This window comes from Pseudomonas fitomaticsae (assembly GCF_021018765.1).
Lineage (GTDB): Bacteria > Pseudomonadota > Gammaproteobacteria > Pseudomonadales > Pseudomonadaceae > Aquipseudomonas > Aquipseudomonas fitomaticsae.
The window spans coordinates 1836424-1849113 of sequence record NZ_CP075567.1; the positions used below are offsets into that span (position 1 = coordinate 1836424).

Genomic DNA, 12690 nt, shown 5'->3' on the forward strand with positions numbered 1-12690 from the left:
GCAAACTTCGCGCCTATAAACGCCGGCCCCGCGGTTTTGAGCCTTCTCAACCGCGGGCGAGGTCGGAATAAAGCGATGCCAGGTTTTTGCGTCCCTTATACGGGAATGGACCCTTTACGTGTTGGCACGTCGGTGCCAGCACTTTCTGCCTGAACAGATTAGAGAAACGACCATGCATAACGTCGTCATCAGCGGCACCGGCCTGTACACCCCGGCCAACAGCATCTCCAACGAAGAGCTGGTGCAGTCTTTCAATACCTACGTCGCCCAGTTCAACGCGGACAACGCCGAAGCCATCGCCAGTGGCGAAATCCAGGCCCTGACCGAGTCCAGCGCCGCGTTCATCGAAAAAGCTTCCGGCATCAAGAGCCGCTTTGTCATGGACAAGGACGGCATTCTCGATCCAGCACGCATGGCGCCACGCCTGCCGGAGCGTTCCAATGACGAATGGTCGGTGCTCTGCCAGATGGCCATCGGCGCTGCCGAGCAAGCCCTGCAGCGTGCCGGCAAGACCGCCGCCGACATCGACGGCGTGATCGTTGCCTGCTCCAACCTGCAACGCGCCTATCCGGCCATCGCCATCGAAGTCCAGGAAGCGCTGGGCATCCAGGGTTTCGGTTTCGACATGAACGTTGCCTGCTCGTCGGCGACCTTCGGCATTCAGCAAGCGGCCAACACCGTGCAACTGGGCCAGGCCCGGGCGATCCTGATGGTCAACCCGGAAGTCTGCACCGGCCACCTGAATTTCCGTGACCGCGACAGCCACTTCATCTTCGGTGACGCCGCTACCGCCGTCGTCATCGAGCGTGCCGATACGGCCACGTCGAAACACCAGTTCGACGTGGTCAGCACCAAACTGCTGACCAAGTTCTCCAACAACATCCGCAACAACTTCGGCTTCCTCAACCGCGCAGCGGAAGAGGGCATCGGCGCCCGCGACAAACTGTTCGTGCAGGAAGGCCGCAAGGTGTTCAAGGACGTCTGCCCGATGGTGGCCGAGCTGATCGGCGAGCACCTGGAAGAGAACAAGCTCAACGTCGGTGACGTGAAGCGCTTCTGGCTGCACCAGGCCAACCTGAGCATGAATCACCTGATCGTGCGCAAGCTGCTGGGCCGCGAAGCCACCGAAGAAGAAGCCCCGGTGATTCTCGACACCTACGCCAACACCAGCTCCGCAGGTTCCGTGATCGCGTTCCACAAATATCAGGACGATCTGGCGGCCGGTTCGCTGGCGGTGTTGAGTTCGTTCGGTGCCGGTTATTCGATTGGTAGTGTGATTCTGCGTAAACGTTAAGAGCGAGTTCATTTCCTCTTAATCGCGCTGACCTTTCCTACATCCGAATCGGCGCGAACGCTGTAATTTTCGAAACTGGCGGCAGGAGAGATCCTGCCGCTATCATTTTCGGAGTCAGGAACAGGGGATTGATGGATGGCGGTTGACGACACACAACTGCTCGAGCGGTTGTTGGCAGGCGAACAGAAAGCCTTCAAGGAACTGGTCAGCACCTATCAAAGCCCCATGCGCGCGGTGGCCTACGCGATTGTCGGCCAGCGCCATGTCGAGGAAGTGGTGCAGGACGCCTGGCTGTCGGTGGTACGCAATATCGGCCGTTTCGAGGGGCGCTCCAGCCTCAAGACCTGGCTGCTGACCATCACTGCCAACTCGGCCAAGAGCCGCTACAAACTCAATCGTCGCGAAGTGTTGCTGGATGATCTGCCGTCACCCCACGGCACCATCGACGACGATCGTTTTTCTCCCGGCGACGGCCACTGGCTGGTCGCACCGTTCGCCTGGCACCAGGACACGCCCGAAGCGCTGCTGACGGAAGGCGAGCTGCGTGAATGCCTCGAGCACACGTTGTTGAGCCTGTCGGAACTGCAAAGCAGCGTGCTGTTGTTGCGCGAGCGCCAGGGCCTGGAGCTGGAGGAGATCTGTAATCTTCTGGAGATCTCGCTCTCCAATGTCCGCGTGCTGCTGCATCGGGCACGTTTGAAGGTCTTTGCGACCGTGGAGCATTTTGAGGAGACGGGAGAATGTTGACCTGCAAGGAGCAAGTGGCGCGATCCAGCGATTATCTCGATGGCCAGTTGAGCTTTCGCGAGAAACTGATGGTGCGTCATCACCTGATGTTCTGCCGCAATTGCCGGCGTTTCATTCGCCAGATGCGTTTGATGCAGGCGACGTTGCGGGCGATGCCGCAAAAGCCTGAAGAGGGCGTGGACGCGTTGGCCGAGCAGTTGGCAGAGCTGCTGCGCAAGGATCGATCCTGAAAGCACAGACTGGCGCGACCGCAGCGAACGGATGATGGGGATCGCTGCGGCCGTGCCAGTCTGTTGACGCTTCTTCAAACGATGGAACCGGATGTACAACCCATCGTTTGAAGTCTGTTGCCGGGTTGCTTAGAACTTCGCTTCCGCATCCAGCTGCAGGGTGTTGGTGTCTGCATCACGCTGGGAACGGCTGGAGAAGTCGGCCTTGGTCAGGAAGTAAGTCGCACCGAGGGCGAAGTTCTTGTCGATGTCGTAACCGACCTTGAACTTGTGGCCACGGGAACCGGTGGTGCCGTTGGCGAAGTCCGAATCGGTGAAGGCGCCGACCACAGCGTTGCGCTGCACGTCACGATAGTTGTAGTCGAGGTTCAGACCGAAGACTTTCGACTTGGCACCCACCAGCCACGCGGTGTCCTGATCGGTCACTGCATCGTTGTTCTTCACGTACTGACCGTAGAACGACAACGGCATTGGCAGGCCGCCGATGTCGACCTGGCTGAAGCCTTCGTACAGGCGGAATTCGTTGTTTGCCGAGTTGCCGTTGACGGCCAGGGCGCACGGCGTGGAGGTGCCGGTGCAACGGCTGTCTTCGTCGTTCTGGTAGGCGTAGACGCTGCCGCCCAGGGTCAGTTTCAGGTTGTCGGTGATGGCGAAGCGGCTGCCCAGCTGGCCGGCGGTCAGGCGCAGGTCGTGACGGAACTGCACGCCGTCGCCGTCGACGTTGTCCTTGAGGTTGTAGTTACCCAGGCTGCCGAACAGTTCGACGCTGCTGCCCAACGGATACTTGTAGGTAACGGCCAGACCTTCCGGGTTGATGTCGCTGTCCCAGATCACATCGCCCATGCTCACCCACGGTTGCAGCATCTTGCCGCCGATGATGTGCAGGTTCTTGATCTGGTCCGGGTGGTAGTCGATGTAGCCCAGGTCGAGCCAGATCTGCTTCTTGTCGAAGTAGTTGTCCTGGTCCTGGTTGGTCGAACGGGCGTCGTCGCCGCCGCCGGTGGCGATACGGATGCCGGTGTCGACTTGCGGGTTGATCTCGGTGTACGCACCCAGACGGGCACGGATACGCTGGCGATCCTTGTCGCGGCCGCCGTTGTTCGGCTCGCCGTCGATCTTGATGGTTTCCTGACGGATACGCACGTCGCCCTTGAACTGGGTCTTGGCGGCCCAGGCCAGTTTCTGGTCGAAACTGCTGAGCTCGTTGGTTTTCTTCGCGGTCGCCGCGATTTGCTCGTTGGTCTCTTGCTGCGCCTGCTGCGCGATTTGCTGGGCCTTCTGATCCTTGGCCAGTTCTGTTTGCAGTTCAACGTACTGCGCCTGGGAAATCGAACCGTTAGCCTTGAGCATGTCGAGCAGTTTGGCGTCGACTGCGGCACTGGCCGGTACACTCATGGCCAGCAACAGGCCACCGCACAGGGCCGCCGCAGTTTTCGTGGAAGCAAGACGCATAGCAATCTCCGAAGATGAAAAGGGGATGGCTGAACCATCCTGGGCACAACCGACGGTTTGACGGTCGGAAAACAGTGTCCGGGGTAGAACCCGGCGCTCTAAAAACAGGCGCCAGTATCGCGATGGTTTATGACAGAGCAGTGGCACGATGATGGCAGGTTGATGACGATACAAAGCTGTCGTGAACTATTGATCTAGAGCGCTGTCGCGCAATCGGGCGTGGGCAACGCCCGGCCGATCAGCGATACTCGCCGGGCGTTCACGCCCGAAGGTGGAGAGGAAAATGCCGCTGCAACGTCTGCACAAACTGTCGGAAATTCCAGCACCCGATTGGGATGTTCTGGTGCCGCAAAACCAGCCGTTTCTGCGTCACGCCTTCCTCGCTTCGCTGGAAGACAGCGGCAGCGTCGGCCCGCACACGGGCTGGCAAGCGGAGCATTTGTTGCACGTTGAAGCGGGGCGCGTGATCGCGGCGTTGCCTGGTTATCGCAAGTGGCATTCCTACGGCGAATACGTGTTCGATCACGGCTGGGCCGATGCCTGCGCCCGCGCCGGCATCGATTACTACCCCAAATTCCTCAGCGCCGTGCCGTTCAGTCCGGTGAGCGGCCCACGGTTGCTGGCAGCGAATGTCGAAGACGGATTCGAACTGCTCAAGAGCCTGCCGGGGTATCTGGAAATCGAAGAACTCTCCAGCGCCCACATCAATTTCACCGACGCATTTACCGATGCCGCTATGGCGGAGCAGCCGGGCTGGCTGCAACGCATCGGGTGTCAATATCACTGGCAGAATCGCGGCTACCGCGACTTTCAGGATTTCCTCGACGTGCTTGCCTCGCGCAAGCGCAAACAGATGCGCAAGGAGCGCGAGCAAGTGGCGGCGCAGGGCTTCGAGTTCGAATGGCTGGAAGGCCGCGAGCTGGACGAGGCGCAGTGGGATTTTGTCTACGCCTGTTACGCCAACACCTACGCGGTGCGCCGGCAGGCGCCGTACCTGACCCGGGAATTCTTCAGCCTGCTGGCCGAGCGCATGCCGGAATCGATCCGCGTGGTCCTGGCCCGGCAGGGCTCACGGCCGGTGGCGATGGCGTTCAGCCTGGTGGGCGGCGACAGCTTTTACGGGCGCTACTGGGGATGCCTGGCCGAGTTCGACCGGCTGCACTTCGAGACCTGTTTCTATCAGGGCATGGATTATGCGATTGCCCAGGGTTTTCAGCGTTTCGATGCCGGTGCCCAGGGCGAGCACAAGCTGATTCGCGGCTTCGAACCGGTGATCACCCATTCCTGGCATTACCTGCGCCATCCCGGTTTGAAAGCCGCGGTCAAAGACTTCCTGCACCAGGAGCGCGCCGGTGTACTGGCCTATGCCGAAGAGGCGAGGAGCGCCTTGCCGTATCGTCAAGCCTGATCCTCGCCGGCAGCCTCAGCTGTCTTCCTTGCCCAGCCAGCGATAGAGCACGCCGCCGACCACCGCACCGAGCAGCGGCGCGACCCAGAACATCCACAACTGCGCGATGGCCCAGCCGCCGACCATCAGCGCCGGGCCGGTGCTGCGGGCCGGGTTGACCGAGGTGTTGGTGACTGGGATCGAGATCAGATGGATCAGCGTCAGGGCCAGGCCGATGGCGATCGGTGCCAGTCCTGCCGGGGCGCGCTTGTCGGTGGCACCTAGGATGATCACGACAAACATGGCGGTCATCACCATTTCGGTGACGAAGCCGGATGCCATCGAGTATTTGCCCGGCGAGTGCTCGCCGTAACCGTTGGAAGCCAGGCCGTTGGCGACGTCGAAGCCTTCCTTGCCGCTGCCGATGTAGACGATCAGCGCCGCCGCGAGGATCGCCCCGATCACCTGGGCGATGATGTAGGCGGGCAGCTCTTTGGCCGGGAACCGACCGCCGACGAAGAGGCCGACCGACACGGCCGGATTGAGGTGACAGCCGCTGATGTGGCCGATGGCAAACGCCATGGTCAGCACCGTCAGACCAAACGCCAGGGCCACCCCCAGCACACCGATTCCCAACGGTGAGGAGGCGGCGATCACCGCACTGCCGCACCCGCCCAACACCAACCAGAACGTACCCAACAACTCAGTGACTGAACGTTTGAACAGAGACATGAGAGAGTCCTTGACAGGCGTGCTATCGAGACTGCATCGAGTGGTGCTCCCTGCAGATTTACGACAGGTTCCGTTCCGGAGCCTTGGATCAGTACAGCAGGGATTTTGTGGATTTCCAGCAGGCGATAAAAAACCGCCAGAGCCCGTGGTTAAAGGGCTTTGGCGGTTTTTGTATTTTGACGCAGGATCAGTCGATGCCGACAAACCCTCCGGTCTGGTGCGCCCACAGCCGCGCATACAATCCGCCATGGGCCAGCAGTTCGGCATGGTTGCCGCTTTCGGCGATCTTGCCGTTTTCCAGCACCACCAGCCGGTCCATGCGGGCAATCGTCGAGAGGCGGTGGGCGATGGCGATCACGGTCTTGCCCTGCATCAGGGTTTCGAGGCTTTCCTGGATCGCCGCCTCGACTTCCGAGTCCAGCGCCGAGGTCGCTTCGTCCATGATGAGGATCGGCGCGTCCTTGAGCAGCACCCGCGCAATGGCGATCCGCTGACGCTGGCCACCGGACAGTTTGACGCCGCGCTCGCCCACATGGGCATCGAAGCCTGTGCGTCCCTCGGCATCCGACAGCAGCGGGATGAACTCGTCGGCCCGGGCCTTGCGCACCGCTTCCCAGAGTTCAGCGTCGGTGGCGTCGGGCTTGCCGTACAGCAAGTTGTCGCGGATCGAGCGGTGCAGCAGCGAGGTGTCCTGAGTGATCATGCCGATCCGCGCGCGCAGGCTTTCCTGGCCGACCTCGGCGATGTTCTGGCCGTCGATCAGGATCCGCCCGCCCTCGACGTCGTAGAGGCGCAGCAGCAGGTTGACCAGGGTCGACTTACCAGCGCCGGACGGGCCGATCAGGCCGATTTTCTCGCCCGGTTTGATGGTCAGGTTGAGGTCGCCGATGATGCCTTTCTTCTTGCCGTAGTGAAAATCCACGTGCTCGAAACGCACTTCACCACGGGCCACGGCCAGCGGTTTGGCCTGCTCCCGGTCGGTGACGCTGACCGGTTGCGAGATGGTCTGCAGACCGTCCTGGACCATGCCGATGTTTTCGAAGATGCCGGTGACCACCCACATGATCCAGCCGGACATGTTGACGATGCGGATCACCAGGCCGGTCGCCAGGGCAATCGCGCCGACACTGATCAGCGATTGCGTCCACAGCCACAGGGCCAGCGCCGTGGTGCCGACGATCAGCAGGCCGTTCATGGTGGTGATCGCCACGTCCATGCTGGTGACCACGCGGCCGGCCATTTGGGCTTTTTCGGTCTGTTCCTGGATCGCTTCGCGGGCGTAATGCTGTTCGAAGTTGGTGTGGGCGAACAGCTTCAGGGTGGCGATGTTGGTGTAGCCGTCGACGATCCGGCCCATCAGCTTCGAGCGCGCGTCGGAGGCCTCCACCGAGCGGTCCTTGACCCGAGGCACGAAGTAATAGAGCGCGCCAACGTAGGCCGCGATCCACGTCAGCAGCGGGATCATCAGGCGCCAGTCGGCCTCGGCGAACAGCACCAGCGAACTGATCGCGTAGATCAGCACATGCCACAACGCATCCACCGCTTGCACGGCAGAATCGCGCAGTGAGTTGCCGGTTTGCATGATGCGCTGGGCAATGCGCCCGGCGAAGTCGTTCTGGAAGAAATTCAGGCTCTGCTTGAGCACGTAACTGTGGTTCTGCCAGCGGATGAGGCTGGTCATGCTCGGGCTCAGTGTCTGGTGCACCAGCATGTCGTGCAGGGCCAGGAACAGGGGACGCAGCAGCAATGCCACGACGGCCATCCACGCCAGTTCGGCACCGTGCACTTTGAAGAAATCGACGTTCGGCGTGCCTTGGGCGAGGTCGATGATGCGGCTCAGGTAACTGAACAGCGCCACTTCGATCAAGGCACCGAACAGGCCGACGATCAGCAGGGCGGCGAAACTCGGCCAGACCTGCTTCAGGTAATAGGTATAGAAGGGCAGAACGCGGTCCGGCGGGGATGCCGTCGGGGCATCGCGGAATATGTCGATCAGTTGTTCGAAACGGCGATAGAGCATCAGATAACCGCCCGGAGCACGGGCTCTCCTTTTATCAGTGTGAGCGGCGCGGTGTTCAACCGTCGCCGCTCGATATGCCCTGTAAAGCTTAGTCGATGCGCTTGGCCGACTTGATGATCACAGGGTCGACCGGCACGTTTTGCATGCCCTGTTTGGTGGTGGTCTGGGAGTTGACGATGATGTCGACCACGTCCATGCCCTTGACCACTTTGGCGAACACCGCGTAACCGGCGTCACGGCCAGGATCGAGGAAGGCGTTGTCGGCCACGTTGATGAAGAACTGGCTGGTGGCCGAATCCGGGTTGGAAGTACGGGCCATCGACAGGGTGCCACGAACGTTATGCAGGCCGTTGCTGGCTTCGTTCTTGATCGGCGCCTTGGTGTCTTTCTGTTGCATCTGCTGGGTGAAGCCGCCGCCCTGGGCCATGAAGCCCGGGATCACGCGGTGGAAAATGGTGTTGGTGTAGAAACCGCTGTCGACGTACTCGAGGAAGTTCTTGGTACTGATCGGCGCCTTGACCGGGTCCAGTTCGATTTCGATCTGGCCGTTGGTAGTCTCCAGCAGCACGTGCGGCGCTTTTGCCGGCGTGGCAGCCATCAGGTTGGCAGCGAACAGCACGGTGCCGGCGGCGAGGGCGAGTTTTTTCAGCATGGGTCAGTGATCCTGAGGGTGATTATCGGCTGTGGCGAGGAACTCCAGCAGCGTTTGATTGAAGCGTTCGGGCTGATCGAGCGGGGTGGCGTGGCGCGAATCGGCGATCACCACCAGCCGCGCATCGGGCAGCAGTCTGACATAGGTTTCTTTCAGCGAAACGGGGGTGTAGTCCCGGTCGGCGCTGACGACGAGGGTTGGACAGGTGACCCGGGAAAGTCGTTCCTGAACCCCCCAGCCAACAATCGCATCGAAGCTGGCGAGATAAGCACGTTTGTCGTTTTTTGCCCAGCGTTCGGCCATCTTCTGACGCAAATCGGCCTGCTCCGGTTTGGGGAACAGCTTGGCGCCAAGGGCCTTGCCGATGGTGGCGAGGCTGAGCAGACGCATCAGGCTCCAGCGCTTGAACCACTGCCAGTAATCGTCGCGGCTGCGTACCTTGACCTCGGGTGCGCTGTTGACGATGGTCAGGCTCTTGAGCATTTGCGGCTGATCGACGGCGAACTGGAAACCGATCATGCCGCCCATGGACAGCCCGGCGTAGTGCACCGGGCCGAGCTTCAAATGTTCGATCAGGGCGACGAGGTCGGCGCTGAACCCGGCGATGCTGTAGCGCTCGCGGGGCTTGTCGGAGCGGCCGTGACCGCGCACGTCCGGGACAATCACCCGGTAATGTGCGGCCAGCGCCGGAATCTGCATTTCCCAGTCCAGGGTGCTGGAACCCAGACCGTGGACCAGCAGCAACGGATCGCCGTGGCCATATTCCTCGTAGTGCAGGTTGCAACCTTCATGCTCGAAATACGCCATCGGTGAACTCCGTGTCAGGCTTGTTCGGGGGCGGCAAACGGTACGTCCAGCGGCAGGGTGTCGAAGGTGCGCAGCAGTTCGACGAGGATCTGCGAAGCCGGGCCCAGGGGTTTGTCCTTGTTCGAGTACAGATAGAAGCTCGGATTGCGGCTGCCGCCCTGGTCCAACGGTAGCAGCTTGAGCAGGCCTTCCTTCAATTCCCGTTCGATCATGTGCCGTGGCAGCCAGGCGAAGCCCAGACCGCTGGAGACAAAATTGGCGGCAGTGGCGAGGCTGCCGACGGTCCAGCGCTGTTCGGCGCCGAGCCAGCCGACGTCCCTCGGTTGCTGGCGGCCGGAGTCGCGGATCACCACTTGCATCTGGGTTTCCAGGTCCTGGAAATTCAGCTCACGGTTCAGCCGGTGCAGCGCGTGTTCGGGGTGGGCGACGGCGACGAACTCCACGTCGCTCAATTCCGCGCCGAGGTAACCGGGAATGCTCAGGCCGGTGATGGCCAGGTCGGCCACGCCTTCGAGCAGCACTTCTTCGACGCCCGACAGCACTTCCTCACGCAGACGCACGCGGCAGCCACGGCTTTGCGGCATGAACGCGGTCAGGGCGCGGACGAGGCGGGCGCTCGGGTAGGCGGCGTCGACCACCAGCCGCACTTCGGCTTCCCAACCCTGCTCCATGTGATGGGCGAGGTCTTCCAGCTGGCTGGCCTGTTTCACCAGTTGTCGCGAGCGGCGCAGCAACACGCCGCCGGCTTCGGTCAGCACCGCCTTGCGACCGTCGATGCGCAGCAGCGGCACGCCGAGCTGATCCTGCATGCGGGCGACGGTGTAACTCACCGACGATTGCGAACGGTGCAGGGCCTCGGCGGCCTGGGCGAATCCGCCGTGGTCGACCACGGCCTGCAACGTTCGCCATTGATCAAGGGTCACGCGGGGCGCTTTCATCAATAGCTCCTCTTGTCCTAAGCTGGCGGTCCCTCATGGAGACTGCCGAATGAAAAAATTCTGTTGTGTGTTGCTGGCGCTGCTTCCGCTGACTGCGTTCGCGTACCCGATCGATGTGGAAAAAGACCTCAACGGCCTGAAGATCGACTACAACGCGTTCGACACCGATAACGACATCGGCTCCATCCAGGTCAACAACTACGGCGACGTCGACGCGACCTGCAAGGTGGTGTTCACCAACGGCCCGGAAGCGCCGCGCACCCGCAACATCGAAGTGGCGGCGGGCAAGCATAAGAACGCCACGGCCAAGTTCACCCGTACCATCATCAAGCTGCGCATCAAGCTGAGCTGCACCCCGAAATAGCGTCACGGCCCTGTGGGGGCGGGCTCCCACAGGGTATGGCTTGCATCTAAACGAATTTTTCGATGCTTTGCAGCAATTATTTGCGCTTTTTCATCGATACGACTCTGTTTAACCTTCACTCCATCGACTTACAACATTCTCGGATGGAGGCTACACAACATGTCCCGCGTTCTGATCATCGAAAGCAGCGCCCGCCAACAAGACTCGGTTTCCCGTCAACTGACCCAGACCTTCATCAGTCAGTGGAAAGCGGCGCATCCGGCCGATCAGATCACCGTTCGTGACCTCGCCGTTAACCCGGTGCCCCACCTGGACATCAACCTGCTGGGCGGCTGGATGAAATCCGCCGAGCAGCGCAACGACAGCGAGCAGGCCTCGCTGGACCGTTCCAACGAATTGACCGATGAATTGCTGGCCGCCGACGTGCTGGTGATGGCTGCGCCGATGTACAACTTCGCCATCCCGAGCACCCTGAAAGCCTGGCTCGACCACGTCCTGCGTGCTGGCGTGACCTTCAAGTACACCGAAAGCGGCCCGCAAGGTCTGCTCAGCGGCAAGCGTGCCTACGTGCTGACCGCTCGCGGCGGGATCTACGCCGGCGGCCCGGCGGATCATCAGGAACCGTACCTGCGTCAAGTGATGGGTTTCATCGGCATCCACGACGTGACTTTCATCCACGCCGAGGGCATGAACCTGGGCGGCGACTTCCAGGAGAAAGGCCTCAACCAGGCCAACGCCAAACTGTCCCAGGTCGCTTGATATGTTAATCGCCAGATAATCGCCGATTGTTCTAGTGACCTGGCGCAACCTCTTCAAGGCCCTACGCGCATCGAACCTCCCTTTGCACTTGTTGCTCCTGAGTGCTGTAGCCCGATTGAACGCTTTAGCGAGATCGGGCTTTTTTTTGCCTGCGATTTTTGCAACGCAGCACCTCCCCTGTGGGAGCGGGCTTGCTCGCGAAAGCGATGTTTCAATCAAGATTGATATCGCCTGACACACCGCCTTCGCGAGCAAGCCCGCTCCCACATGGATCTGTGTTGTTGGATGGTTCGCGATCAGAAGCAAAAACCGCTATCGTCGCCGCCATTCGAAATCGAGGCGAGCATGGGCTATCTACTTTTTGTCACGCTGATCCAGGCGTTTTCCTTCAGTCTGATCGGCGAATACCTGGCCGGTCATGTCGACAGCTACTTCGCGGTGCTGGTGCGGGTGGTGCTGGCCGGGCTGGTGTTCATCCCGCTGACCCGCTGGCGCTCGGTGGAACCGGCGTTCATGCGCGGCATGTTGTTGATCGGCGCGTTGCAGTTCGGCGTGACTTACGTCTGCCTGTATCTGAGCTTCCGCGTACTGACGGTGCCGGAAGTGCTGCTGTTCACCATCCTCACGCCGCTGCATGTGACGCTGATCGAAGACGCGCTCAACCGACGCTTCAACCCGTGGGCGCTGATCGCGGCACTGGTGGCGGTCGCCGGCGCGGCGGTGATTCGCTACGACCGGATCAACCCGGACTTCTTCATGGGCTTTTTGCTGCTGCAACTGGCCAACTTCACCTACGCCGCCGGACAGGTGCTGTACAAACATCTGGTGGCGAAGCACCCGAGCGATCTGCCGCACTACCGGCGTTTCGGTTTCTTCTACCTCGGCGCGCTGGCGGTGGCGTTGCCGGCGTTCCTGCTATTCGGCAAATCCAACTTCCTGCCCGAAGCACCGCTGCAATGGGGCGTGCTGGTGTTCCTTGGCCTGGTCTCCACCGCACTCGGTTTGTACTGGTGGAACAAGGGCGCGTGCCTGGTCAACGGCGGCACCCTGGCGGTGATGAATAACCTGCATGTGCCGGTTGGGTTGCTGCTGAACCTGCTGATCTGGAATCAGCATGAAGAGCTCGGGCGGCTGTTCCTCGGTGGCGGCGTGATTCTGGCGGCGGTGTGGATCAGTCGGCTGGGGATTCGCAAGTCGCAGACCATTCGCTGAATTGTCATTTCACCCCTTATTTCCCCCGCGATAACTATGTACCGCACCTGATTACCGCTTGATCGACACGCTGTGCCCTACAGACAAGGAGTGACT

13 protein-coding genes are annotated in these 12690 nt (G+C 61.0%); 7 read left to right on the forward strand and 6 right to left on the reverse strand.

The features are described from left to right. Positions 1-172: 172 nt before the first annotated feature. The 3 genes from KJY40_RS08280 to KJY40_RS08290 all read left to right on the forward strand — a co-directional run bounded on the left by KJY40_RS08280 (position 173) and on the right by KJY40_RS08290 (position 2271). The gene (locus tag KJY40_RS08280) at positions 173-1294 is read left to right on the forward strand and encodes a beta-ketoacyl-ACP synthase III (RefSeq protein ID WP_230736072.1); all 1122 of its coding nucleotides are present in this window, start codon (positions 173-175) and stop codon (positions 1292-1294) included. A 135-nt stretch (positions 1295-1429) separates the two neighbouring features. Further along, entirely contained in the window at positions 1430-2041 is a 612-nt protein-coding gene (locus KJY40_RS08285; protein WP_230736075.1) for an RNA polymerase sigma factor, read from the forward strand. Further along, a complete protein-coding gene (locus KJY40_RS08290) occupies positions 2035-2271 on the forward strand; it encodes an anti-sigma factor family protein (protein WP_230736077.1) in 237 nt (78 codons plus the stop codon). Before KJY40_RS08285 ends, KJY40_RS08290 begins: the two co-directional genes overlap by 7 nt. A gap of 129 nt (positions 2272-2400) precedes the next feature. Here the strand turns inward: KJY40_RS08290 and KJY40_RS08295 are convergent, their stop codons facing one another. Further along, positions 2401-3723, reverse strand: coding sequence for a putative porin (locus KJY40_RS08295; protein ID WP_230736079.1), 1323 nt, complete (start codon positions 3721-3723; stop codon positions 2401-2403). 283 nt (positions 3724-4006) lie between these two features. On the opposite strand from KJY40_RS08295, the gene KJY40_RS08300 reads away from it, so the two are divergent. Then, the gene (locus KJY40_RS08300) at positions 4007-5131 is read left to right on the forward strand and encodes a GNAT family N-acetyltransferase (RefSeq protein WP_230736081.1); all 1125 of its coding nucleotides are present in this window, start codon (positions 4007-4009) and stop codon (positions 5129-5131) included. Positions 5132-5146: 15 nt separating this feature from the next. On the opposite strand, the gene aqpZ is transcribed toward KJY40_RS08300, so the two are convergent. The 5 genes from aqpZ to KJY40_RS08325 all read right to left on the reverse strand — a co-directional run bounded on the left by aqpZ (position 5147) and on the right by KJY40_RS08325 (position 10259). Next, positions 5147-5842 (reverse strand): aquaporin Z, encoded by a 696-nt coding sequence (gene aqpZ, locus KJY40_RS08305; RefSeq protein WP_230736083.1) that lies wholly within the window; start codon positions 5840-5842, stop codon positions 5147-5149. A gap of 187 nt (positions 5843-6029) precedes the next feature. Next, positions 6030-7862, reverse strand: a complete 1833-nt coding sequence (locus KJY40_RS08310; RefSeq protein ID WP_230736085.1) for an ABC transporter ATP-binding protein — start codon at positions 7860-7862, stop codon at positions 6030-6032. Positions 7863-7950: 88 nt separating this feature from the next. After that, complete coding sequence (locus KJY40_RS08315; protein WP_230736087.1) at positions 7951-8514, reverse strand: peptidylprolyl isomerase; 564 nt, start codon at positions 8512-8514, stop codon at positions 7951-7953. 3 nt (positions 8515-8517) lie between these two features. Next, complete coding sequence (locus tag KJY40_RS08320) at positions 8518-9321, reverse strand: alpha/beta fold hydrolase (protein WP_230736089.1); 804 nt, start codon at positions 9319-9321, stop codon at positions 8518-8520. Positions 9322-9335: 14 nt separating this feature from the next. Next, the gene (locus tag KJY40_RS08325; protein ID WP_230736091.1) at positions 9336-10259 is read right to left on the reverse strand and encodes a LysR family transcriptional regulator; all 924 of its coding nucleotides are present in this window, start codon (positions 10257-10259) and stop codon (positions 9336-9338) included. Between the two features lie 49 nt (positions 10260-10308). Between KJY40_RS08325 and KJY40_RS08330 the strand changes: the two genes are divergently transcribed. The 3 genes from KJY40_RS08330 to KJY40_RS08340 all read left to right on the forward strand — a co-directional run bounded on the left by KJY40_RS08330 (position 10309) and on the right by KJY40_RS08340 (position 12594). Then, positions 10309-10623, forward strand: coding sequence for a hypothetical protein (locus KJY40_RS08330; protein WP_011332961.1), 315 nt, complete (start codon positions 10309-10311; stop codon positions 10621-10623). 159 nt (positions 10624-10782) lie between these two features. Then, positions 10783-11382, forward strand: coding sequence for an FMN-dependent NADH-azoreductase (locus KJY40_RS08335; RefSeq protein WP_230736093.1), 600 nt, complete (start codon positions 10783-10785; stop codon positions 11380-11382). A gap of 345 nt (positions 11383-11727) precedes the next feature. After that, entirely contained in the window at positions 11728-12594 is an 867-nt protein-coding gene (locus tag KJY40_RS08340; protein ID WP_230736095.1) for a carboxylate/amino acid/amine transporter, read from the forward strand. Positions 12595-12690 lie beyond the last annotated feature (96 nt).

Excerpts from the sequence above, each read along its gene's own strand:
- KJY40_RS08335 (WP_230736093.1), top strand. The coding sequence starts at position 10,783 with ATGTCCCGCGTTCTGATCATCGAAAGCAGCGCCCGCCAACAAGACTCG.
- KJY40_RS08310 (WP_230736085.1), bottom strand. The coding sequence starts at position 7,862 with ATGCTCTATCGCCGTTTCGAACAACTGATCGACATATTCCGCGATGCC.
- aqpZ (WP_230736083.1), bottom strand. The coding sequence starts at position 5,842 with ATGTCTCTGTTCAAACGTTCAGTCACTGAGTTGTTGGGTACGTTCTGG.
- KJY40_RS08315 (WP_230736087.1), bottom strand. The coding sequence starts at position 8,514 with ATGCTGAAAAAACTCGCCCTCGCCGCCGGCACCGTGCTGTTCGCTGCC.
- KJY40_RS08300 (WP_230736081.1), top strand. The coding sequence starts at position 4,007 with ATGCCGCTGCAACGTCTGCACAAACTGTCGGAAATTCCAGCACCCGAT.
- KJY40_RS08325 (WP_230736091.1), bottom strand. The coding sequence starts at position 10,259 with ATGAAAGCGCCCCGCGTGACCCTTGATCAATGGCGAACGTTGCAGGCC.
- KJY40_RS08330 (WP_011332961.1), top strand. The coding sequence starts at position 10,309 with ATGAAAAAATTCTGTTGTGTGTTGCTGGCGCTGCTTCCGCTGACTGCG.
- KJY40_RS08290 (WP_230736077.1), top strand. The coding sequence starts at position 2,035 with ATGTTGACCTGCAAGGAGCAAGTGGCGCGATCCAGCGATTATCTCGAT.
- KJY40_RS08320 (WP_230736089.1), bottom strand. The coding sequence starts at position 9,321 with ATGGCGTATTTCGAGCATGAAGGTTGCAACCTGCACTACGAGGAATAT.
- KJY40_RS08295 (WP_230736079.1), bottom strand. The coding sequence starts at position 3,723 with ATGCGTCTTGCTTCCACGAAAACTGCGGCGGCCCTGTGCGGTGGCCTG.
- KJY40_RS08280 (WP_230736072.1), top strand. The coding sequence starts at position 173 with ATGCATAACGTCGTCATCAGCGGCACCGGCCTGTACACCCCGGCCAAC.
- KJY40_RS08285 (WP_230736075.1), top strand. The coding sequence starts at position 1,430 with ATGGCGGTTGACGACACACAACTGCTCGAGCGGTTGTTGGCAGGCGAA.
- KJY40_RS08340 (WP_230736095.1), top strand. The coding sequence starts at position 11,728 with ATGGGCTATCTACTTTTTGTCACGCTGATCCAGGCGTTTTCCTTCAGT.